Source organism: Algoriphagus pacificus, assembly GCF_017254845.1.
GTDB lineage: Bacteria > Bacteroidota > Bacteroidia > Cytophagales > Cyclobacteriaceae > Algoriphagus > Algoriphagus pacificus.
The window spans coordinates 1,263,577-1,284,994 of record NZ_JAFKCU010000001.1 but is presented as its reverse complement, the minus strand read 5'-3'; the positions used below and the strand labels follow the sequence as shown (position 1 = coordinate 1,284,994).

Below are 21,418 nucleotides of genomic sequence, written 5' to 3'. Positions count from 1 at the left end.
ATAGAAATCTCAAATTTATGTATTAAGATTTAATTTTTGCAGCTGGATTTCCAAATACAGTTTCGTTGTTACCAACCGAAGAGATTACTACTGACCCTGCCCCAACTCTAGCGTTTTTGCCGATTGTAACTCCAGATACAATTGTGACTCCAGAGCCAATAAATGCACCTTCCTCGATAATCACTTCAGAATTGATCACAGACCCGGCACCTATTTGAGCAAAATCTCCGATTTTTGCTTTATGATCAATGATCGCTCCTGAATGGAAAATACAATGCTGTCCGATTTCTGCTGCTGCCCCAATCATGACCCCTGCATTGATAAAGTTACCATGGCCGATGATCGCGTCAGTGGAAATATAGGCTGTCTGATGGATTGCATTAATCGGTTGAACTTTCCTCCTTTCGTTGAGCAGCTCTACCAAAAATTTTCTGTATTTGGTATCATCGACAGCAACAAAGGCTTCTGTCTTCTTTCCAATTAATTTCAAGAATCCATCATCTTCCGGATTTCCCAAAACAGAAACCGTATTAATCTCTGTTCCATGAATACTTTCATCCTCATCAAGGAATCCGTAAACAATGACTTGGTTGCTGTTAAATATTTCAAGAGCTGGATGAGCAATGCCTTTTGCTCCCAAAATAATTACTGGTTTTTCCATAGTTTTTTCCTTTTCGGAGTGCAAAAGTACGGGAAATCATGAGCTTACACAAAAATCATTTGCTTTCTGACTTGATCAGACTCTGCGCAATTTTACATTGAAGACATTTTTTTGCCTGACATTGAGTTTTATACAAGCCTATCATCCCTTGGCTATCAAAGGAATTAGCGGCTTCCCATCCCGCAGATTCAAATTTTCGAATGATATGATTTTTTTCTGATTTGACTTCCTGCAGCAAATCAAAACATCTTTCTTGCCACTCTTGCTGTTGGAAATACCTGCCATAGGAAAACCAGATTGGAATCACAAAATTGATTATCAGAAGCTCCAAGACAGTTTCAGAAATTCCTTTTAACACCTGCTTTTCGGATGCTTTACCAAAATTGTAATGGTACTGCCAATAATCGCTAGTTCTTACTTGGAGAAGCTTTTTGAATGCTAAAAAATCTCTGGAGTCTTCCATCACAGCTTGCAATAGATTGGGGGCATTAGATAGGATCGCCGCCAATTGAGCGATTCTCAAAGTTGGAAAATTGCTAGGTCTAGCACCCATAAATGACCAATTCTGTCTTTTCAATTGACTATCCCAACTGTATTTCTTTTGATAGAATTTATATTCCTGAATCAGAAATTGAACATAGGTCTCCGCGGATTCTTCCGGTAATAAACCTGCATTGCCCATTAGCATTGATTCAATAACTGCTGTTTGTCCACGGTGCTTATGAAGGATTTTATAGGGTACTTTTGAAGCAAGCTCACTCATAGATTGGGCGTTTATTTTAAAACCAAAACAGGTAAAAAGCCATTGATAAGTGGTCTCTTCCCAATCTCCTTTATTTGCATTCAAAAGAGAAAGTATCAACTCAGATTTCTCATGTAACCTCTCCACCAAAGCTTTTTCGAGAGTTGAAAACCGAATGATCTCGGGAACATTTCTGACAGCATGTGCGCATGGCAGCTCAGATTTATAATCCAGAAGTCGCTCATAATTTCGCCAGACATCCAAAAAAATCTTTCCCTTGAGTTCAACTGTCGGCATCGGGGTCCCATCGTTGCGAAGAACCTCTTGGTTGTTTTCCCAAACCACATGCAGAATGACAGAATTATAAGCTGGATCACCTCCATGTGCATGTTGCTTCCAGTCAGACGAAAACTTATGAACTTCTACATGCCCGTGCAAAGTGACTCCATCCAAACGAATAACTGAGTCATGAAAATCCGGCCCTTCTCCAAAATTGTGAAATCCAATCTGTACGATTTCTATTTTCTCACCGGTCTCAGTCTGTAAGTTTTTCTTATCAAAGTATTGATACTTCCAGACAAGTTGTAAAAAATCTTCTCTTAAATCCATTCGAGTTATACCTAAAAATTTATTTAATTTATTAAAAAGTTGAAAAATAAAAAAGCCAATTAAAAACTGGCTCTAATATTTCTTTTGGACTTGTAATACCCTTTGTTTACAGGTATTTATCTAGAAGTTCTTTCATTTCTATTTGTAGTTTCTCAGCTTCAAATCTTGCTACTTTGGCAAAATCTTTTTCTGGAGAGGCATAAATAATTCCTCTGCTAGAATTCACCAAAAGTCCACAACTGGAGTTCATTCCATACTTGGCTACTTCCGATAAGCTTCCTCCTTGTGCACCAACTCCTGGCACTAAGAAGAAATGATTTGGCACCACTTTTCTAACCTCACCAATCAGCTCTCCTCGTGTTGCTCCCACCACATACATGATATTTTCATCCGATCCCCAGGATTGGCTTTTTTCCAATACGGTCTGATATAATGGTTTTCCTTCTGAATCATTGATCAATTGGAAGTCCATAGAACCTGCATTTGAAGTCAAGGCAAGCAAAATCACCCACTTATCTTCAAATTCTAAAAATGGCGTAACGCTGTCCGCACCCATATAAGGAGCTACAGTGACGGAATCAAAATCCATCTTTTCAAAAAATGCCTTGGCATATAGCTTTGAAGTATTCCCGATATCTCCTCTTTTAGCATCAGCTATCGTAAAAATCTCTTTTGGAATTACTTCTAGCACCTTCTGGAGAGTTTCCCAACCTTGTGGTCCTAAAGCTTCAAAAAATGCAATATTCGGTTTGTATGCCACAGCAAAATCAGCTGTTTCTTCAATAATCTGCCTACAAAAACTGAATATTGGATCTTTTTCTGATTTCAAATGAGCAGGAATTTTATCCATATCAGCATCCAAGCCAACACATAAAAAGGAGGATTTTTGCTGGATCTGTGAGAAAAGAGCTGCCTTGTTCATGAATTATTATTTTGCCCAAAGGTAGGGAATCTAGGTTCAACAGAAAACATTGATTTCTTTTGGCTCGATTATAGAATGGAATATTTGAGCATTGATTTGAGACTTTTTAATTCATTAAACATCCTATCAAAATGAAAAAACTACCAATTATTCTCGTTTTGTTTTTCTATATACACTTTCCCAATTTCACTTATGGACAAGAAATTTCAACCGAAAACATTCCTGCCATAGAAATTTCTAGCATTAGTCTATCCATTCCGGGATCTACTGAAAAACTGAAATTCGGAAATTCTTCAGATAGGTTATTTCAAGTTTTAGGAAAGCCAACCAAAGCTGAAGAATACTATTTTGAAATAGATGAAATGTACGCTATGCGCTATCAATATGATGGAAATGAAATCTACTTTTTAGAAGGAAAGTTGCATTCTTTTGATTTAAACACAACTTCCATTCAATTAATTATTGGCGAGAATTCAATAAAGGTGGGCGACCCTATATCCTCTATTGATAGTCTTTTTGATGGATTCAATAAAAAAAGAAACTATTATGGAGGATATATAAAAACAGGTGACACTCTTGTTGACTGTTGTCATCTATCAATTAATACAAACGGACTAATAGTCACACTAATCCGGTTCCATGTACAATAAATTTTTGAAAATTCTCCCTAAATCTGGTATAGCAGTAGTTCTTGCCATTTTCCTTTTTTCCAATTGCATTTCCGCCTTTTCCCAATCCATAGAAGGATCTTATAGGTATGGAGTGGAATTAGAGGACCGTCTAGTTACTGTAACACTAAAATTCCCCATAAAGAAGAGTGAGTATTATGGAATCTATGATTTGATAGGACAACATTGCGGAGTTTATTACAATGGAGGAAGGATTGATTGTGAAATGGAAGGCTCATCAATTTTCCTAAAAAAAACCTCTGAAAACACTTATATCGGAAAAATCAAAAGTACTTATAGTGAGGAATTTTCAGACTTAAAAATCAAATATGAACCAGATAAGGATCAGATCATTTGGGAAATCCTAAAACCAGATGGACAATTTTACTTTCCTTTTGACGCAGTATTTAAAAAATAATTTCAACTCTCATTTTCCTCTACTGCCAGATCAACTTTTACAAAAGCACCTAACAATGAGGTTCCTGCTGTAATCAAAAAGAAAATCAAGCTAAAAGCTACAGCCGCAGTTTCTTCAATACCAGCATAGGCATGCGCATAAATGAAAACCAATTCTCTTGCCCCGACTCCCCCGATAGTCAAAGGTAAAACTGAGACGATTGAGGAAAGCAAAAACACGAGTTGATAGGCTAGGATATTCTCTGTGATACCCAAACTACTCAAAATAAACCAAGCACAAACCAATTGTGCGATTTGCCCACCGAGAGACCAAGCATTTCCAGTCCAAAATGATGGCAAAAAGTCTTTGAAGAAAAGTTTTTGAACCAGCCAAAATCCTGGGATGGTCAAGGCAACTCCTGCAACCATTAAACCATTCCAAACTGGAGTTTCCAATTCTTCGAGTTGGATGTCTACCATCAAAAAAAGTCCGAAAAGCAAAAACAGGATTGCTACCAAGCCTCCCAAACGATCCAATAAGGAAGCTTGGATTAATTTCTTTACTGATGTTGAAAAGTGTTTGTTTAACAAGTAGACTTTGTATCCATCTCCTCCGATTCCTCCAGGTAGGAAAAGATTGTAAAACATGCCTATGAGGTACAATTTGAGATTCAACCCCTCCGAAATCTGGATCCCGATATTCCTGAAATATTGATTGAGGCGAAAAGCTGTAAACACTTTACTCAACACAAATAACAATACTGCAGGAATCAACCAAAGCCATTGTATGGTTTTGACAATGGACAGGAGTTGCTCAGTATCGATTTTCCTAAAAACCAAATACAAGGCTAAAGCTGTAAGCATCAACTTTAGCAATGTTTTCAGTGGTTTTTTATAATTATTCAAATCAGGCTTGAGTCTAATTAAGATTCAAAATTCAATGAAAAGAATTGATGATCAATTCGTCTCATTTTTAACCTCTTCAGCTAATATTTCAGAGTTTCCAAGAAAAATCGATTTAACTGTATAGGTTTTCTTGTCTTGAGACTCAAAGTAAGTCCTAACGATTATCTCTGCGATAATTCCAGTTGTAATAAACTGAATACCACCTAAAACCAGAATAAAGCCCAAAATCATGATTGGCCTACCCCAGATATCCTCTCCAAATATCTTGAGAACTAAAAGGTAAACATTGATCAACATGCCTATCAAAAAAGCGACTAAACCAATTCCACCAAACAAGTGAATGGGTCTTTGAAAATACTTTTGAAAAAACAACATCAGGATCAAATCGGCCATTACTTTAAAAGTCCGGCTTAATCCATATTTAGATTCTCCATGAATTCTTGGATGATGTTTCACATCCACTTCGGTCATTTTAGCCCCTTGTTGCTTTGCTAAAACGGGAATAAAACGATGGAGCTCCCCATACAATCCCATGCCTTGGGCAATTTCAGCTTTGTAAACCCTAAGCGTACATCCATAATCATTCAAATAAACTTTGGTTGTATTTCTGATGATCCAGTTGGCAATTTTGCTTGGAATCTTTCGCAATACAAACCCATCTTTTCTGTTAGCTCTTCTACCTGCCACTACATCCCATTCCTCATCAATAGCTTTTTGAAGCATGATCGGCAAATCAGTCGGATCATTTTGCAAGTCACCATCCATAGTGGCAATATATTCACCGGTAGCCATGTCTATTCCAGCTGCCAAAGCAGTGGTCTGACCATAATTCCGATTAAAAATAACCAGTTTGGTTCGGCTGTTAGCGTATTTCTTTACTTCCGAAACAGTGCCATCTGTGGCTCCATCTTCTACTAAAATCACTTCGTAATCAATGGCTGCAAGCGCTCCATAGGTTGCTTCCAACAAGGGTTTGATATTTTCTTCTTCGTTGTAAACGGTAATTACTACGGACAAAAGGGGCTTGTTCATGCTATAAAATTTGGGCAAAAATACGGTAAATTCCTTCCTATGACAAAAAAGCACAGATTCGCTTTGCTAAGCAGAAGGAAATTTGGTGACACAAGGTTCATTCATCTTATCTTTGCAGGATGTCTTTAAAAGAATACCAAATCAATCCTTGGGTTGTCATGGCAGTCTTCACTGCATTGGTTGCTCCCTTTGCATTAAGCTTTCATATGCATTTCCCTGATGAAATGTACTATACGGACGCTGCAGTAAAAATGCTGCAAAATGGAGACTACCTAACCACTTATTTAGGAAATAATGAATTGAGATTCAGAAAACCAATTGGAACCTATTGGGTAGTTTTGGCGGGATTTAAGCTATTTGGAGTCAGTGCTTTTTCTTCAAGGATTTTCTTTTTACTGGCTGGAGCTTTGACTGTTGGGGCTAGCTATTGGCTAGCCAAGGTATTATTTGAGGACAGAAAAATCGCAGGTATTTCAGCGCTGATCATCGCTTCAAATCCGGTTTTGATATTTGCAGCCACTAGATCCATACCAGATGTCTTATTGGGACTTTTTATGACCTTGAGTGCAGTGGGTTTTGCTGGATTGATTCGATATGGCGACCAAAGTCCAAAAAAATACCTTTGGATTCTATACTTAAGTTTGGGAATTGCTTTTGAGGTCAAAGGTCTTCCCGCGGTTGCCCTAGGAGGGATTGGAATTTTATATCTGTTAGCTAATCCTTGGAAAAGGGTATCCTTTAAGACATTTATCCACCTTCCTTCTTTAATTCCAGCAATTGTAATTGCCCTATTTTGGTTTGTCGCCATGTACCTCATTCATGGTCCAACTTATCTGGATAGCTTCTTGCAAGATCAAGTGGGTGGCCGAGTTGCCTCACGATACCTTCTGATATTGAAAAATGGTTTTTTGGCCACCATCATTCTTCTGGCAGTTTTTATTCCTTGGGTATTATTGGTCTTTCCAAAACTTAAAGAAAGCCTCATAAAGGTCCGAAGCGAAAACTTGGTTTTCTTTGGATTTGCGATTTTATGGGGGCTAGCAATCCTTGGAATGGGAGCGATGACCACCAAATTCTATGAACGCTATTTACTTCCTGTTTCTCCGGTTCTGGCAGTTTTCTTGGCTTGGATTCTTGTACGAGGTAATTTTGAAGGGCGCCAACTCGGACTCAAAATAAGTTCTTGGTTCTTCCTGATCCTTTCCTTTATCGTTGGTGCTTTTGGCTTCTATTTAAACTTTCAATTGGGAAGTTCAGCTTGGATATACATCCAACTCCTCGCAGGATTAATTATTTGGGCTTATTTGCTTTCTCTCACACTCAAAAAAATCAAATTGCCAAAGGCCATATCGTATGGTTTCCTTTTGGTATTCTTCCTACTTTCCACGGCAACAGCTAAGATTTCTCTTCCGGAACAAGGGGAACAATTCGCTAAATTTGTCAAAACCAATTCAATCGACTCAACTGAACCCATCGGTTTTATTGGGAACATTCACACCAGTAGCAAAATAAGGGTTTATCTGGGGACGGAATTTTACATGACTGATTTAACGGGTGAAAAATCAATCACCGATGAGCAGATTAAGCAAAAGGCTGAGAAGTTTAGCCATTTGATAGTTGAGGATAAATACCTTGAAAAACTGGATACCGCAGCTTATGTAGCGTCTCCTGCTGCGGTCAATTGGGATTCCAAGCGAATTCCGTTTTTACTTCAAAATCTTGGAGATCCAAACTTTAAGTCACTCCTGCAAGAAAATGGGAAGATCTATTATTGGCTGAAAAAAAAGTAGGTTAATAAGTCTCAGGCTGATAAGGATTGAATTCCTTCAGGTTTTTCCAAACTTGAATTTTCGCAGCTCTAAGGGAGTCTCCTCTAAAATAAACTTGGAATTTTTCCTCATAAAGCAACGAATCAAATTCGGCAAATTCCCCAGGTGAATCATAATTCCAGCTGACAAAAATTCCTGTATTGTCTTTCCCTACAAATTGCTCCATGCCAGGCCACAAATCAAATTGATTCTTTCTAGCTCCCATGTTTAGCATGTACGTTTGGGGATGGGCTTCTAAATAAAAAGAAAGCTCAGAAGCCATATGATAGGTTTCTGAAAAAATAAACACCTCATCCAGTTGCAAGCTATCTTGCAAAAATTCGACTCTTTCAGCCAAAGGATCATATCCAGACATTCGTTTGAACAGCTGCTTTTCGCCTTTTTTAATAGGCGGAATGGATTTGAAAAACGTGATATCAGGTAAGAGAATTAGAAGAGGGAGGCCCAGACTAATTGCTACTCCATAATTTCTCATTTTTCGCCAAAAATCAGTTTGCTCTGCAACCCAGGCACTGCTTAAGATTGCCAAACCAGCATAGGTAAAAACTGGCCAGTTGACGAGAGCTTCTTTGAAAAGGCTAAGGAAGCCGAAACCGAAAAAAGTCAACAGGGCAGGAAGGATCAAATAGAATTTTTCCTGACTTCTGAATTTGAATACCTGCTTTATCGCGCCGAAAATCAATGGCAATAAAAAAACAGAAACCATGGCCAATTGCCCTTCTAAATATCCGCCAAAACTTTCTAAGGACTTTCCTATTGAAAAAGCGGAACTTTGACCTTCTCCAGCTCCTGCAAGGTTCGCCAAATGCTTGAAAGTGATGAAGTCATTTTGAAAATTCCAGACCAATATTGGGATAAAGCCAAGACTAAGGAGCAGGGTGAATAGAATCAAGTTTTTCAAACGTCTGCCAAACTTTCCTTCCTGAATTAAATAGAGAATCAGAAAAGGAAGTACCAAAAGCATGGCAGCTTTGGCCATTAAGCCAATTGCTGCTGTGATCCCGGCAAATACCCAGAATCGCTTTTTATTTTCTTTTAGTGCTTTAAAAAGCAAGTAGAAGGTCGCTGTCCAAAAGAATGTCAAAGCCGTATCCGTCGTATGAAAAGTGGATATCATCCACCAGAAAGGCATGGCTTGCAAGATCATAGCAGACCAGAATCCGATTTTTTCGCCATGTAGATACGAGCCAAATCGAAACGTAATCCAAGATGTACCCATTCCGAAAATGATTGGAATCAGTCGCACTGCAAATTCATTGATCCCAAAGACTGAAGTACTCAAGAAATTGAGATAGGCAACCAGAGGAGGTTTGGAGTAATAATGCCAAGCTAAATTTTTGGACCAAAGCCAATATTGTGCTTCTTCGGTAAATAGGTCAATTTCTGGACGCAGCAGGAAAATAATTTTTGCCAGAGCGATAGCAAGACTCGCTATCCAAAATGCAGCAGAATATGAAATTTTTGGCTTCATGGAAAAGTCTGCAAGAAAAAGAAAAACCCTCGGAGTTCCGAGGGTTCAAAGAATATTTTAGGGTTTCTTATTGTCTTACTAAAACGACCTTTTCTTTATGCTTTTTGATTTGTCTTCTTAATCCTTCTATTGCTTCGTCAGCGGCCCCTTCAAAGGAATCAGTTTGATGTTTGGCAAAAAACTGCTTTCCTGGCACGTTGAGTTTAATTTCAACAATCTTATTTGAGTTGTTGTCATTTTTGTCGAGCCTCATAAAAACTTCACCGTCTATGATACGATCATAATAGGTGTCCAACTTGTCTGCTTTCTTTTGAATAAAGTCGATCAATTTACGATCGGCATCGAAGTGGATTGAGTGCATCTGCAGTTTCATATTGATTTGCATTTAGTGGTTGAACAATAATTTATTTACGCTTTAGGATGTGCCTGTTCAAACACAGCCTTGAGTTTTTCTAGTGAGTTGTGGGTGTAAACCTGCGTTGCCGCGAGGTTGGCATGCCCTAATAAATCTTTTACAGCATTTAGATCAGCCCCCTTATTTAATAGATGAGTCGCAAAAGTATGTCGCAGGATGTGAGGGCTGCGCTTGGAAGTCTGTGCAAAAAGGTCCAGATAATGTCTGACTACACGGTATATCATCATAGGGTAACTTGGCTTTCCGTGATTTGTAACAATAAAATAGTCACTTTGAGTAACTTTTGAAAACCTTTCCTCAAATACTTTTTTATACAAAATGATATTTCGGACAAGCCCCTTTGTAAGAGGTATTATTCTTTCCTTTTTTCGCTTTCCTAATACTTTGACCACTGCTTCCTGGAGATTGATATTCTCCCATTTTAATCCTGTCAATTCTGAAAGACGTACCCCAGTCAGGTACAAAAACTCCATCACCATCCGATCCCGCTGACCTTCAAAATTGTCTTCGTAAACACTTTCTTCTAAAACGGAACTAATGGTGTTTTCCTGTAAAAATTCAGGAAGTTTTTTCGGGTTTTTAAGGGATTTTAACTTGTAAGTCGGGTCTTTTGAAATCACCCTGGATCTAAGCAGAAACTTATAAAATGACCTCAGGGTGGCGATTTTACGGTTAACTGTAGTGGTACTCAGCTCGTTCTCCACCAAGTCAATGACCCAAGCCCGTATTTCGGAATGATCTGCAGTTGCTATGTCCTCTTTTTCAAATGAAGTCAAAATAAATTCCTGGAATTGCTCCAAGTCTTTTTGATAAGCCAGCACAGTATGGGTACTGGATTTTTTCTCGAATTCTAGGTAATTGATAAAAGAGTCTAGCATCTATTGAATTTACAATAGATAATGTACAGCAAAAATCATGGAAATAAAGTAACATATGGCACAAAAAAAAGCGCACTTACCGAAGTAAATGCGCTAATATCATTTAGTCAAAAACGATTACTTATTAGCTTCCTCTTGAAGTTTCTGCTTATAAGCCGCTTTGATGACCTGTGCTCTTCTTTTAACAGAAGGTTTTGTGAACGCTTGTCTAGCTCTTAGTTCTCTGACAGCACCTGTCTTGTCAAACTTCTTTTTAAAACGCTTAAGCGCTTTCTCGATAGATTCGTTCTCTTTTACGTTTACTACGATCATATTTATACACCTCCTTTCGCGACTGCAAAGGTATGGATTATTGTTTAGAAACAATATTATGGCTAAAAAATAAATGTAAAAGCCAAAAATTCACCTTAGTAGAACCTTCCAGATAAATCACAATTTCAAATTTCTCTAAGGATTCTTGGAATCTCTTTTGGGTTGGTATTCCATCCAATCAACTTCTAACTCAAATGGGTAATTCGGTTTCTCTAGCGAATTGGGATTCCCTTCGACAGCCCAATCTTGCGTATGCCAAAAGTTCATTCGGTACTTCGAGGCATGTTGTGGGATCCCTAGTTTGGAACCTTGGTAATCCCAAAGTATAACCGTATCTGCTGTTTCCGGATGGATCATCCACCATCTCATCCGATCACTTTCCCAATCAAAACCATAGGTATAAAACTGAGCGGAAGCGTCATAATTCTCAATTGCTGGGATCATTTCAGGCATGTTTTGTAATCCTTCTAATGAAGTTGGCTCACCATCATAATTGATCTTGGAAATCGTCTCAATGATTTCTCCTTTGGCCAAATTAATTATCCTCCCGATGCGCTGAAGCTTCCCATGCTCTCCTGTCCAGGTTCCAACGTAAATTATCCTAGGATCCGCAATTAGCCATTCAAAGTCTATTTCGCTCAACCCTTCTTGATCATCTTCATGATAGGTAAAGTAGCCCACAACAGCCCCGACATTGGGTTGTTCTTCTTTTACATCGGGCACTTTTAAGCGAGTGGAATAAGTCCCGAAATGTGTGAATTTCTTTGAAATTATCTCTGGACCTTTTCCTGGCCCTGCTTTGTCCAAAGGATCTAGCTTAAAGGAAAGAATTTTAGAATTTGGCTCAGTTGAAGATTCTACTCCCATTTTAAACTTAAAATCGGATTTTGTCCCGGTGGAACCATAATAAAAATACTTGGATTTTGATTTCGAAAAATCCTCGTGAAAGGACTTATGGTACTTATGAGAATCACTTTTCACAAAAAAAACTGTCGCAGTAAGAAGGAGAAAAAGGAGAAATTTCATAATCGAATATAGTACAAAACTATAATCATCCTGAACACCTCTTCTAAGTACTAATCAAACAATCAAAACTTCACCAAAGCAAATATTAAATCATCTCAAACTAAATTTTTACCCCCCCCATTGAAATTAACCGTCAATCACAAAGTCGATTGGATTTAGGTTGTCGATGAAACTAGTTTCAAAATTTTCAACTAGATTTAATGTAAGCTAGCTTTTTAATAGTTCTTTAATTTTAACTTAATTTCAAATGAAAAAAACGATGTTTTTAGCCTTGGCCGTACTAGGTATGGTTCTGGGTAGCTTTGCAGTAGTGCAGCCGGTAAAGGCAAGTGGAGACTGCGTACATTTTAGTGATGAATGGGGATGTGATTATGCAGACTGCGGCGAATGCATCGCTTGGAGATGTCCAGGTGGAACAACACAAATAGAGTGTGATGTTTAAGTAAATTAAATGATGATAACGCGTTATTTATTTTCAATAGCGTTCTTTTCTTTAATTGCTTGCACAGCTTCAGAAGAAAAGAGCGCTTACCCAAATCAAGTGGATCTGGTCATCGTTGACTCACTAATGGTAGAGGAAAATTCCTTCTTCACAAATAGTTTGCATCATGTTAAAATGATAGGAGATAGTCTTATCGCAATTTCTTCTATTAGAACACCTGCGATAAGTATAATTCAGATTAGCGGTAAGCAAATAGCTCAAATTGCAAGTAAAGATTTCCCAATTGCGCCTTTTCTCCCATCTTCTTTTGATGTATCTGAATACCCTAAATTATATATACTTGATAAAAGAAGTGAATCAATACTAATTTTTGATGCTCAAAGACAACAATTTCTTGACAAGGTAAAACTTAATATCCCTAGTGATAAGAGAATTAAGTTAGCAGGATCGAAGTTTTTAAAAAATTCAGATGGCTATATTATTGAATTGGAATCTGCTATTTACGACAATTATCATCCAGATTACTTCAGAAAAAGTGGTGATCAAGTTTTCTTTTTTAATGAGGACGGAGTGGTCATAGACTCTTTCTTGGAATTTCCTAAAGAACTAAAAGAAGTAAATGGCTCACTAAGTCCAATTGAATATTTAGTCTCAGCCAAATATGATCAAAGCCTTATCCTTTCTTTTCCCCAAGAGCAAATAATCCGAAGATACAACCAATCCAACCCATTTAAGCTTATTGAAGAAATCCCCTTACCACCTAGCAATATTTTTGATTATTCTCCTAAGTCTTCCGAGACAATCATTTCCTTTCAAGAGATTTTTGAATCTGGAAAAGGTCTCGATATTGCTGTACCTAGAAGCCATTATTTCAATACAATCTATGAAAATAAAAACTTTATTATTATAACCACTTGGATGAGCAATAATGAGGAAGCTCCTAACAATAAAATTCTTTCTCACTTATTTACTTTCGATAAAATCAATTATGAATGGTTCGAAACATCAAATCCAAAAAATATTCTGGACATAGGCAAATTCGTAGGAGTAGTCAATGACACTCTCTACTTCTATGAAGGAAGCTTGATGAAACACGACGAAAAATATATAAAAAGGGCAATCTTAAAACCAATAGAAGAATAAGGTTCTTATTCCCATCCCCATTCTTTGCGATTTCTTTGCAGCCTTTGAGGCAAAGTGAAAACCAAAAAAAGGTCTCCCATTTACATAGGAGACCTTTTTTTTAAATTCGGATAAATTGCTTAAGCGACTACTTTCTCAGCTAGCAATACAATTACATTGTCTTTTACTTCTACTACTCCGCCATCTACGATCATGGACTGCTTGCCTTCTGCTGTGGCAAAGGAAACAGTTCCCTTTGCCAAAGCTGAAACGATCGGAGCGTGATTATTCAGAACCTGAAATGCACCTCCGGCACCTGGGAAACTGGCCTCGGTCACTTCACCCTGAAATACTTTTTTGTCCGGTGTGACGATTTCTAAATGCATCTGATTCGGATTTATATAAAAGCAAACGGCCAAGAAACCTCAGCCGCTGCTCTATTTTCTATTTATTTAACTTCTGCCAACATTTTCTCTCCCTTAGCGATCGCATCTTCGATGCTACCTACCAAGTTGAAAGCTGCTTCTGGAAGGTGATCCAACTCACCATCCATGATCATATTGAAGCCTTTGATGGTGTCTTTGATGTCTACCAATACACCTTTCAAGCCTGTAAACTGCTCTGCAACGTGGAATGGCTGAGAAAGGAAACGCTGAACACGTCTCGCTCTGTGTACGACTTGCTTATCCTCTTCAGAAAGTTCTTCCATACCCAAAATCGCAATGATATCCTGCAATTCTTTGTAACGCTGAAGAATCTCCTTAACTCGCTGTGCACATCCGTAATGCTCTTCACCCAAGATATCTGGAGAAAGAATTCTAGAAGTAGAATCCAATGGATCCACCGCTGGGTAGATACCCAATTCGGCAATCTTTCTTGACAATACCGTGGTAGCATCCAAGTGAGCGAAAGTCGTCGCTGGAGCCGGGTCAGTCAAGTCATCCGCAGGTACGTAAACTGCCTGTACGGAAGTAATGGAACCGTTTTTAGTAGAGGTAATTCTTTCCTGCATCGCACCCATCTCTGTTGCCAAAGTTGGCTGGTAACCTACCGCAGATGGCATACGACCTAGAAGTGCGGACACTTCTGAACCTGCCTGAGTGAATCGGAAAATGTTATCGATGAAGAAAAGGATGTCTTTACCAGCACCTTCTCCGTCACCATCTCTATAATATTCAGCTAAAGTCAAACCTGTCAAAGCCACTCGAGCACGCGCCCCTGGAGGCTCGTTCATCTGACCGAAAACAAAGGTTGCTTTAGAGTCTTCTAATTTCTTCAAATCAACTTTGGAAAGATCCCATCCACCTTCTTCTTCAAGGCTGTGTACGAACTCTTCACCATAAGTTACAATACCTGATTCGATCATCTCACGAAGCAAGTCATTTCCTTCTCTTGTTCTTTCACCCACACCAGCAAATACAGAAAGACCTGCATAAGCTTTTGCGATGTTGTTGATCAATTCCTGAATCAATACAGTTTTACCTACACCGGCACCACCGAACAAACCGATCTTACCACCTTTTGCATAAGGCTCGATCAAGTCAATTACTTTGATACCTGTATAAAGAACTTCTGTAGAGGTAGATAGATCCTCAAATCTTGGAGCTGATCTGTGAATAGGTAATCTCTTTCCGGCTGGAACCTGAGGCAAACCATCAATCGCTTCACCAACTACGTTGAAAAGACGACCTTTGATAGCTTCACCAGTAGGAACTGAGATAGGTTGTCCCATATCAGTAACCTCCATACCACGAACCATCCCTTCAGATGAGTCCATCGCGATGGTTCTTACTCTGTCTTCACCAAGGTGCTGTTGAACTTCCATTACGACCACTTGGCCGTTTTCTTTGGTTACTTCAACCGCGTCAAGGATGTTTGGCAGTTTACCGCCTTCGAAGGAAACGTCCACTACGGGTCCAATTACCTGAGTTATCTTTCCAATATTTGCCATTTGATAGAATGAAATGTAAAAAGGATATGCTTTTTGAATTCGTCCGCAAAATTAACCAATAAAGCCTAATCCCAAAGGATATTTGGAAAATAATCTGAAGCTTCTCAATTAATTACTCATCCCAATGGATAAAATCCTGTTTCCAATAAAAACTCATTCCATGACTCTTCTGGCAAAAAGGAAGACTTTCGACCAGTATCGATTACTCAAATAATCCTCTGAAACGCCCAACGAAGTAGAAGAGTGAATAAATCGGACATCATTTCTTGAAACCTCCGTGACTATTCCGGCATGGGTGACTTGATTTTTCTTCCTGCCAGTTGCAAAAAACAATAAATCTCCTCGCTCTAAATCTTTTGCCCCTACCTTCTTGCCTACTTTGCTTTGGTCAGCAGAAATCCTGGGCATTGTCACACCTACACTATAAAAGGCATGATATACTAAAGCTGAGCAATCCATTCCTGCCCGAGTAGTTCCTCCATATTTATAAGGAGTGCCTGTATAACTTCTGGCAGTGGAGATAACGACATCAAAAGGATCGCTGGCCACCTTTTTTTTGGAGGCACATGAGCTGGCTATTAATACCAGGAATAGAGCAAGAAAAAGTGGAATCGGGAATCTTTGAGTGTGCATTCTCGTATTTGGTCTTTCAAGTATAAGATTCTTGGCGACAGGAATCAACCTTAATGTATCAAAAACAGGCTTTCAATTCGTTATATTGTGCTAGGAAGCGAAGGATATGAGTAGAGAAGAATTTAACAACCTCCCCTTTCATAAAAAAATCAATACCCTCTATACGGAGGGCACATTTGTCGTGGGTATTCGCTACTACAAACACAAAGTGAATTTATACCTTCTAGACAACGAATATGTAGAGGTTTTTTACAACCATAAGTTGGATAAAATCGACAAGATTGACTTTTTGCCTAGGGACCATTCCAGAATGAAGTTTTATCTGGATCAGATTAAACTAGCTTAATAAATTCCCTCAGATACCCGAAGAAAAAGCTGCTGGTTTTTATACTTTGACAATAAAGCAATTCTTAATTCTTGAAAAATCTTAGAAAGCTATCCGCGATAATCTGACTGCACTTTGCGGGAAATAAAATAAAATTCAAGTAATTCGTAGCATCAATTTTTACAATAAATGAAGAAGAAAATAGCTCTTGTAACTGGTGGCTTTACCGGTGAATCAGTCATATCATTAAAAAGTGCTGCTGTCGTTGAAAAAACCATAGACAGGGAGCGATACGACATTTATAAAATCCTCATTTATCCAGGAGATTGGTACTTTTTAAATGATTCTGGAATTAAAATCCCAGTAAACCTTAATGATTTCAGTATTGAACTGGAAGGTCAAAAAATAACTTTTGATGGCGTCTTCAATATTCTTCATGGATCTCCTGGAGAAGATGGAAAGTTGGCGGGATATTTTGACATGATCGGAATTCCATACACCACTTGCGACCAATTGACTTCTGCCATTACTATGAATAAGGGCTATACTAAAGCCATTGTGGATGACATCGAGGAATTACATATCGCAAAATCCCTTCAGCTTTTTGAAAACTCTGCCGAAAACCATGAAAAAGTAAAAAGCGAATTAAGCTTACCCCTTTTCATCAAACCCAATAATGGAGGTAGCTCTATAGGCATGAGCAAAGTCAAAACTTGGGAAGAATTACCAGAAGCTCTGGATAAAGCTTTTGCAGAAGATAAGCAGGTCTTAGTAGAGGAATTTGTCTCAGGACGGGAGTTTTCAATCGGGTGCTTCAAAGGGAAAGGTGTGATTACCGTTCTGCCTGCAACTGAAATCGTTAGCAGTAAAGAATTTTTTGATTACGAAGCGAAATATGTGGCTGGAGTAACAGAGGAAATCACTCCTGGAAGAATGAATGAGGAAGAAGTGGAGCGAGTGAATAGAATTATCCCTAAGATTTATGAAAAACTGAATTGCAAAGGGGCGGTTCGAGTTGACTATTTTTTACAAAATGAAACCGGAAAGTTTTATTTCATCGAAATTAACACCGTACCTGGTCAAACAGAAACCAGTCTGATTTCCCAACAAGTGCGGGCAATCGGAATGGAAGTAAAAGACTTTTACACCCAGATCATCGAAGAGATGTTTTGATTTTCTTGAGTAGAGCTGTGACTTTTCTTAAACCTAAAGTAGGCTGGAATATTATTTGAGCCATTATAGGTAGAAACTATTCAAAGTTCTCCAATTCGCCGTTTCCCGTCTCTAAATGGGGATTACTACTCAGGCGAAGCTGATCCAACTGGGAATCTACATGCCCAATTTCAGGAATTTGTTGGTCAGTGAACTTCACTTTAAATTTTATTCAATATGAAAAAGTACATAGCATCTTTCATTCTAATCGGACTGATCTTTAGCTGTAGTCCATCCGAGCAAAAAGTAGACAAGCTAACAAACCTTCTTACCGAATGGAAAGCCACTTCAAAATCTATCAACGATCTTTCCAGCCAAGTTGGAGATCAAATGTTTTTGCTAGAAACTAAAAAGGAAGACGATCAAGCATCAGAAGCTATCCCTATCAGTGTCAATGGAGAAGCAAGCAATTGCGAAACTGAATACTCTAATTTGAGGGAAAAAGTGGATGAATTGATCATCTCCTGGAAAGAGAACACTAACAGTGTAGAAGATCTTACGACTCATATGACTGCCGGAAAATGGACTAATGAAGATGATGAAAATCTTGAAGCCCTGAAGGAGGAAGCCAAAAAAGCAAAAGCTAATGTTGATCTGTGGTTGATCAAATTAGAAGAACTTCAAACCAAGTGTAATCTGGAATCGAAGCCTTCAAATACCTAATCTGAGCGCATACTTTTAAAGGACAGAAAAAAAGCCTTCCAATTGATTTTGGAAGGCTTTCTCATTTATAATCCAAATGCGGATTTGATTTTATCTAAGTAATCTAATTTTTCCCAAGTGAAAAGCTCCACTTCCAAGGTAATCTCATCTCTATAAGGCGAAAGGAATGTTTTAGTGATCACTTCGTTGGTTCTACCCATATGGCCATATGCAGCTGTCTCCTCATAAATAGGATTTCTCAATTTCAAACGCTGTTCAATTGCATAAGGACGCATATCAAAAAGCTCTTCCACTTTTTTAGCAATTTCACCATCGTTCATTCCCACTTTAGCTGTACCATAAGTATTTACATAAATACCCATTGGAGCAGCAACACCAATCGCATAGGAAACTTGTACTAACATCTCGTCAGCAATTCCCGCTGCTACCATATTTTTAGCAATATGTCTAGTTGCATAGGCTGCAGATCTATCCACTTTAGAAGGATCCTTACCTGAGAAAGCTCCTCCACCGTGTGCACCTTTGCCTCCATAAGTATCAACGATGATTTTTCTTCCGGTCAATCCAGTATCACCATGAGGTCCACCGATCACAAACTTTCCGGTAGGATTGATATGATATTTAATATCTGAAGTGAACAATTTCTGCAATTCAGGCTTCAACTGTGCAATCACTCGAGGAATCAAAATAGTAACGATATCCTGTTTGATTTTAGCAAGCATCGCTGCTTCCTCGTCAAAATCATCGTGCTGTGTAGAAACTACAATCGCTTCGATTCTCTGAGGCACATTATCATCAGAATATTCAATGGTAACCTGAGCCTTTGAATCAGGTCTTAAATAGGTAATATCCTTGTTTTCTCTTCTCAAAGCAGCTAGTTCGCGAAGGATCATATGAGAAAGATCCAATGCTAAAGGCATGAAGTTTTCAGTTTCGTTGGTTGCATAGCCAAACATCATTCCCTGATCTCCAGCTCCTTGCTCTTCCGGATTTTGACGATCTACACCTTGATTAATGTCCTGAGACTGCTCATGAATGGCGGAAAGAACACCGCAAGAATTGCCTTCAAACATGTAATCAGATTTGGTATATCCAATTCTGTTAATCACGTCACGCGCGATTTTCTGCACATCCAGATAGATCTCAGACTTCACTTCACCTGCCAAAACAACCTGACCTGTAGTAACCAAAGTTTCGCAAGCCACCTTGGAATTTGGGTCAAAGGCCAAAAAATTATCAATTAACGCGTCTGAAATCTGATCTGCAATTTTATCTGGGTGCCCCTCAGAAACTGACTCTGAGGTAAATAGATATGCCATAAATATGAATTTGTAATGCTTATTTTTAGGAAGCCCAAAAATACAGGAACTAGACGAAATAAAAAACTTCAAAGGAAAGCTATAGTCACCCAGATAGAAATTGATTTAAGCTTTCTGTTTTTCCATCCTTCCAAACCTGAAACATCTATTTTCATCGTGTCTTATAATCAAAAGAAGGAAAAGGATATTTGGGTTTCATACCTTATCTTTCTTTGCAAGAAAACCTCCTCTTATCATGAAATTTAAATTTTTACTTTTTCCTTCTCTCATTTTCATTTCAATGTTCTTTGCCTCATTTGAAGGATGGGCCGCAAAAAATGAAGCCAGTTATGATGATTTAGTCCAGCTGTTTTCAAAGTGGAGAGAATTTGAAGTTCCACCTTTTTTGCTAGGTGCTCCTGATTACACCAAAGCAACATTCGATGAGAGATATGCAAAATTTTTAGAACTGCAGGCTGAGCTTTTGAAAATTGATACAACTGGTTGGTCGATTGAAAATCAGGTAGATTATCGGATCGTTTGGGCTGAAATGAATGGCTATGATTTCAATTACCGCATCCTTAAACCATGGGAAAGAGACCCGGCTTTTTATAAAACAATCTGGATGGAAAGAAGTGATGTTCCCGCTCACGAAGGCCCAACTCATCATGGGGTACTGGAATTTTGGCAATATTCTTTTCCCCTGGAAGAATCTGCCAAAGCAAAGTTTCTAAAGGAAATCAAGGGAATCAAACCATTGAATGATCAGGCAAAAATCAATCTTGTAGGAAATGCAAAAGAACTCTGGGCTGCAGGAATTCCAAGTATCCAAGAGCAGATTAAAGATTTAGAATATATCCTTGAGCAGGAAGGGGTCAAAGAAGATGACCAATTGAAAAACGCAATTATTGAGGCCAAAAACTCTACTTCAGAATTCGTAAACTGGCTGATTGCCGAAGGAAAAACAAAAACAGGCCCATCTGGAATCGGCAAAGAAAATTATACCTGGTACATCCAAAACGTGCATTTAATTCCTTTGACCTGGGAAGATGAGGTGATGATTCTCAAAAGAGAACTTGCCAGAGCCTGGGCTTCTTTAAAACTGGAAGAGCAAAGAAATCGAGCGCTTCCAAAGTTGGAGGATGCAAAAAGTGTAGAGGAGTTTGATGCCATGGCCGAGAAGTCAATCAAAAGCCTGTTGACATTTCTTGATGAAAAGGAAATCGTAACTGTAAAGGATTACTTTGAGCCCGCTCTTCGAGAACACAAAGGCTCATTTATACCAAAAGAGAAACGCAACTTTTTCACCATTGGGATGCATTTTGATCCCCGTCCTTTGTATTCTCATTTCTACCATTGGTTTGAACTGGCAAGAATGGATCTCGAACCGCATGAGAAACTCATCAGAAGAAATCCCTTGCTTTATAATATTTGGGATTCTAGAAATGAGGGCACAGCAACTGCTGTCGAAGAGATTTTTATGGATGCAGGATTATACGAAGATTCTCCAAGAAGCAGGGAAATCGTCTACATCATGATTGCACAAAGAGCAGCAAGAGGTCTAGGATCTCTTTATGCGCAGGCAAACGAGATGACCATGGTTGAGGCAGGTGGCATTCATTCCAACTATACTCCGAGAGGATGGATGAAAACTGAAAAAGAGTTGCTGCTTTTTGAACAGCATTTGTATATGAGACAGCCTGGATATGGTAGCAGCTATATTACTGGTAAATATCTACTGGAACAGGCTATGGCAGATTATACGAGGCTGCATGAAAATGAAGAGTTCCCTTTAAAAGAATTTTTTGACCAACTCAATTCCATTGGAAGTATTCCAGTCTCTTTAAGCCATTGGCAAATGACAGGAATTGATCAACAGAAAATCATGAAGTAAGCTAGCCGAGA

23 protein-coding genes are annotated in these 21,418 nt (G+C 38.6%); 9 read left to right on the top strand and 14 right to left on the bottom strand.

What is annotated here, in order from left to right; genetic code table 11:
- Nucleotides 1–22 precede the first annotated feature (22 nt).
- From J0A69_RS05440 to pyrF, 3 genes are all read right to left on the bottom strand, one after another.
- Nucleotides 23–661, bottom strand: a complete 639-nt coding sequence (locus tag J0A69_RS05440; protein ID WP_206585483.1) for an acetyltransferase — start codon at nucleotides 659–661, stop codon at nucleotides 23–25.
- Nucleotides 662–716: 55 nt separating this feature from the next.
- Nucleotides 717–2,012 (bottom strand): DUF2851 family protein, encoded by a 1,296-nt coding sequence (locus tag J0A69_RS05435; protein ID WP_206585482.1) that lies wholly within the window; start codon nucleotides 2,010–2,012, stop codon nucleotides 717–719.
- Nucleotides 2,013–2,118: 106 nt separating this feature from the next.
- Complete coding sequence (gene pyrF / locus J0A69_RS05430; RefSeq protein WP_206585481.1) at nucleotides 2,119–2,934, bottom strand: orotidine-5'-phosphate decarboxylase; 816 nt, start codon at nucleotides 2,932–2,934, stop codon at nucleotides 2,119–2,121.
- Nucleotides 2,935–3,065: 131 nt separating this feature from the next.
- Here pyrF and J0A69_RS05425 point away from each other — a divergent pair, with 131 nt between their 5' ends.
- Together J0A69_RS05425 and J0A69_RS05420 are read left to right on the top strand one after the other, a co-directional pair.
- Nucleotides 3,066–3,584 (top strand): hypothetical protein, encoded by a 519-nt coding sequence (locus J0A69_RS05425; protein WP_206585480.1) that lies wholly within the window; start codon nucleotides 3,066–3,068, stop codon nucleotides 3,582–3,584.
- On the top strand, nucleotides 3,574–4,020 hold the full coding sequence (locus J0A69_RS05420) for a hypothetical protein (protein ID WP_206585479.1): 447 nt from the start codon (nucleotides 3,574–3,576) through the stop codon (nucleotides 4,018–4,020). Before J0A69_RS05425 ends, J0A69_RS05420 begins: the two co-directional genes overlap by 11 nt.
- 2 nt (nucleotides 4,021–4,022) lie before the next feature.
- Here the strand turns inward: J0A69_RS05420 and J0A69_RS05415 are convergent, their stop codons facing one another.
- Together J0A69_RS05415 and J0A69_RS05410 are read right to left on the bottom strand one after the other, a co-directional pair.
- Nucleotides 4,023–4,862: a lysylphosphatidylglycerol synthase transmembrane domain-containing protein gene (locus tag J0A69_RS05415; RefSeq protein WP_206585478.1), complete on the bottom strand. Its 840-nt coding sequence runs from the start codon at nucleotides 4,860–4,862 to the stop codon at nucleotides 4,023–4,025.
- Between the two features lie 93 nt (nucleotides 4,863–4,955).
- Complete coding sequence (locus tag J0A69_RS05410; protein WP_206585477.1) at nucleotides 4,956–5,936, bottom strand: glycosyltransferase family 2 protein; 981 nt, start codon at nucleotides 5,934–5,936, stop codon at nucleotides 4,956–4,958.
- Between the two features lie 119 nt (nucleotides 5,937–6,055).
- On the opposite strand from J0A69_RS05410, the gene J0A69_RS05405 reads away from it, so the two are divergent.
- Nucleotides 6,056–7,726 (top strand): ArnT family glycosyltransferase, encoded by a 1,671-nt coding sequence (locus J0A69_RS05405; protein ID WP_206585476.1) that lies wholly within the window; start codon nucleotides 6,056–6,058, stop codon nucleotides 7,724–7,726.
- Between the two features lies 1 nt (nucleotide 7,727).
- On the opposite strand, the gene J0A69_RS05400 is transcribed toward J0A69_RS05405, so the two are convergent.
- From J0A69_RS05400 to J0A69_RS05380, 5 genes are all read right to left on the bottom strand, one after another.
- The gene (locus J0A69_RS05400) at nucleotides 7,728–9,236 is read right to left on the bottom strand and encodes an ArnT family glycosyltransferase (protein WP_206585475.1); all 1,509 of its coding nucleotides are present in this window, start codon (nucleotides 9,234–9,236) and stop codon (nucleotides 7,728–7,730) included.
- A gap of 67 nt (nucleotides 9,237–9,303) precedes the next feature.
- Nucleotides 9,304–9,609, bottom strand: coding sequence for a ribosome hibernation-promoting factor, HPF/YfiA family (gene hpf / locus J0A69_RS05395; protein WP_206585809.1), 306 nt, complete (start codon nucleotides 9,607–9,609; stop codon nucleotides 9,304–9,306).
- A gap of 35 nt (nucleotides 9,610–9,644) precedes the next feature.
- Nucleotides 9,645–10,529, bottom strand: coding sequence for a tyrosine-type recombinase/integrase (locus J0A69_RS05390; RefSeq protein WP_206585474.1), 885 nt, complete (start codon nucleotides 10,527–10,529; stop codon nucleotides 9,645–9,647).
- 117 nt (nucleotides 10,530–10,646) lie between these two features.
- Entirely contained in the window at nucleotides 10,647–10,841 is a 195-nt protein-coding gene (gene rpsU, locus J0A69_RS05385; RefSeq protein ID WP_206585473.1) for a 30S ribosomal protein S21, read from the bottom strand.
- Between the two features lie 135 nt (nucleotides 10,842–10,976).
- Nucleotides 10,977–11,867, bottom strand: a complete 891-nt coding sequence (locus tag J0A69_RS05380; RefSeq protein ID WP_206585472.1) for a glycoside hydrolase family 16 protein — start codon at nucleotides 11,865–11,867, stop codon at nucleotides 10,977–10,979.
- A gap of 271 nt (nucleotides 11,868–12,138) precedes the next feature.
- On the opposite strand from J0A69_RS05380, the gene J0A69_RS05375 reads away from it, so the two are divergent.
- Entirely contained in the window at nucleotides 12,139–12,309 is a 171-nt protein-coding gene (locus J0A69_RS05375; protein WP_206585471.1) for a hypothetical protein, read from the top strand.
- 9 nt (nucleotides 12,310–12,318) lie between these two features.
- Complete coding sequence (locus J0A69_RS05370) at nucleotides 12,319–13,452, top strand: hypothetical protein (protein ID WP_206585470.1); 1,134 nt, start codon at nucleotides 12,319–12,321, stop codon at nucleotides 13,450–13,452.
- A 119-nt stretch (nucleotides 13,453–13,571) separates the two neighbouring features.
- Here the strand turns inward: J0A69_RS05370 and atpC are convergent, their stop codons facing one another.
- The 3 genes from atpC to J0A69_RS05355 form a co-directional block, all read right to left on the bottom strand.
- The gene (gene atpC, locus J0A69_RS05365) at nucleotides 13,572–13,817 is read right to left on the bottom strand and encodes an ATP synthase F1 subunit epsilon (RefSeq protein ID WP_206585469.1); all 246 of its coding nucleotides are present in this window, start codon (nucleotides 13,815–13,817) and stop codon (nucleotides 13,572–13,574) included.
- Nucleotides 13,818–13,879: 62 nt separating this feature from the next.
- Entirely contained in the window at nucleotides 13,880–15,382 is a 1,503-nt protein-coding gene (gene atpD, locus J0A69_RS05360) for a F0F1 ATP synthase subunit beta (protein ID WP_206585468.1), read from the bottom strand.
- A 153-nt stretch (nucleotides 15,383–15,535) separates the two neighbouring features.
- Complete coding sequence (locus J0A69_RS05355) at nucleotides 15,536–16,015, bottom strand: C40 family peptidase (RefSeq protein ID WP_206585467.1); 480 nt, start codon at nucleotides 16,013–16,015, stop codon at nucleotides 15,536–15,538.
- Between the two features lie 106 nt (nucleotides 16,016–16,121).
- Here J0A69_RS05355 and J0A69_RS05350 point away from each other — a divergent pair, with 106 nt between their 5' ends.
- From J0A69_RS05350 to J0A69_RS05340, 3 genes are all read left to right on the top strand, one after another.
- Nucleotides 16,122–16,361: a hypothetical protein gene (locus J0A69_RS05350; RefSeq protein ID WP_206585466.1), complete on the top strand. Its 240-nt coding sequence runs from the start codon at nucleotides 16,122–16,124 to the stop codon at nucleotides 16,359–16,361.
- A gap of 168 nt (nucleotides 16,362–16,529) precedes the next feature.
- The gene (locus J0A69_RS05345) at nucleotides 16,530–17,513 is read left to right on the top strand and encodes a D-alanine--D-alanine ligase (protein WP_206585465.1); all 984 of its coding nucleotides are present in this window, start codon (nucleotides 16,530–16,532) and stop codon (nucleotides 17,511–17,513) included.
- 216 nt (nucleotides 17,514–17,729) lie between these two features.
- Nucleotides 17,730–18,215: a hypothetical protein gene (locus J0A69_RS05340; RefSeq protein WP_206585464.1), complete on the top strand. Its 486-nt coding sequence runs from the start codon at nucleotides 17,730–17,732 to the stop codon at nucleotides 18,213–18,215.
- A gap of 65 nt (nucleotides 18,216–18,280) precedes the next feature.
- On the opposite strand, the gene metK is transcribed toward J0A69_RS05340, so the two are convergent.
- Complete coding sequence (metK, locus tag J0A69_RS05335) at nucleotides 18,281–19,534, bottom strand: methionine adenosyltransferase (protein ID WP_206585463.1); 1,254 nt, start codon at nucleotides 19,532–19,534, stop codon at nucleotides 18,281–18,283.
- A gap of 235 nt (nucleotides 19,535–19,769) precedes the next feature.
- Here metK and J0A69_RS05330 point away from each other — a divergent pair, with 235 nt between their 5' ends.
- Entirely contained in the window at nucleotides 19,770–21,407 is a 1,638-nt protein-coding gene (locus J0A69_RS05330; RefSeq protein WP_206585462.1) for a DUF885 domain-containing protein, read from the top strand.
- Nucleotides 21,408–21,418 lie beyond the last annotated feature (11 nt).

Coding starts and splice junctions, on each gene's coding strand:
- J0A69_RS05400 (WP_206585475.1), bottom strand. CDS start 9,236: ATGAAGCCAAAAATTTCATATTCTGCTGCATTTTGGATAGCGAGTCTT.
- J0A69_RS05390 (WP_206585474.1), bottom strand. CDS start 10,529: ATGCTAGACTCTTTTATCAATTACCTAGAATTCGAGAAAAAATCCAGT.
- J0A69_RS05330 (WP_206585462.1), top strand. CDS start 19,770: ATGAAATTTAAATTTTTACTTTTTCCTTCTCTCATTTTCATTTCAATG.
- J0A69_RS05340 (WP_206585464.1), top strand. CDS start 17,730: ATGAAAAAGTACATAGCATCTTTCATTCTAATCGGACTGATCTTTAGC.
- J0A69_RS05405 (WP_206585476.1), top strand. CDS start 6,056: ATGTCTTTAAAAGAATACCAAATCAATCCTTGGGTTGTCATGGCAGTC.
- J0A69_RS05415 (WP_206585478.1), bottom strand. CDS start 4,862: ATGCTTACAGCTTTAGCCTTGTATTTGGTTTTTAGGAAAATCGATACT.
- atpD (WP_206585468.1), bottom strand. CDS start 15,382: ATGGCAAATATTGGAAAGATAACTCAGGTAATTGGACCCGTAGTGGAC.
- J0A69_RS05345 (WP_206585465.1), top strand. CDS start 16,530: ATGAAGAAGAAAATAGCTCTTGTAACTGGTGGCTTTACCGGTGAATCA.
- metK (WP_206585463.1), bottom strand. CDS start 19,534: ATGGCATATCTATTTACCTCAGAGTCAGTTTCTGAGGGGCACCCAGAT.
- J0A69_RS05410 (WP_206585477.1), bottom strand. CDS start 5,936: ATGAACAAGCCCCTTTTGTCCGTAGTAATTACCGTTTACAACGAAGAA.
- J0A69_RS05350 (WP_206585466.1), top strand. CDS start 16,122: ATGAGTAGAGAAGAATTTAACAACCTCCCCTTTCATAAAAAAATCAAT.
- J0A69_RS05440 (WP_206585483.1), bottom strand. CDS start 661: ATGGAAAAACCAGTAATTATTTTGGGAGCAAAAGGCATTGCTCATCCA.
- J0A69_RS05380 (WP_206585472.1), bottom strand. CDS start 11,867: ATGAAATTTCTCCTTTTTCTCCTTCTTACTGCGACAGTTTTTTTTGTG.
- pyrF (WP_206585481.1), bottom strand. CDS start 2,934: ATGAACAAGGCAGCTCTTTTCTCACAGATCCAGCAAAAATCCTCCTTT.
- J0A69_RS05425 (WP_206585480.1), top strand. CDS start 3,066: ATGAAAAAACTACCAATTATTCTCGTTTTGTTTTTCTATATACACTTT.
- rpsU (WP_206585473.1), bottom strand. CDS start 10,841: ATGATCGTAGTAAACGTAAAAGAGAACGAATCTATCGAGAAAGCGCTT.
- atpC (WP_206585469.1), bottom strand. CDS start 13,817: ATGCATTTAGAAATCGTCACACCGGACAAAAAAGTATTTCAGGGTGAA.
- J0A69_RS05420 (WP_206585479.1), top strand. CDS start 3,574: ATGTACAATAAATTTTTGAAAATTCTCCCTAAATCTGGTATAGCAGTA.
- J0A69_RS05435 (WP_206585482.1), bottom strand. CDS start 2,012: ATGGATTTAAGAGAAGATTTTTTACAACTTGTCTGGAAGTATCAATAC.
- J0A69_RS05355 (WP_206585467.1), bottom strand. CDS start 16,015: ATGCACACTCAAAGATTCCCGATTCCACTTTTTCTTGCTCTATTCCTG.
- hpf (WP_206585809.1), bottom strand. CDS start 9,609: ATGAAACTGCAGATGCACTCAATCCACTTCGATGCCGATCGTAAATTG.
- J0A69_RS05370 (WP_206585470.1), top strand. CDS start 12,319: ATGATGATAACGCGTTATTTATTTTCAATAGCGTTCTTTTCTTTAATT.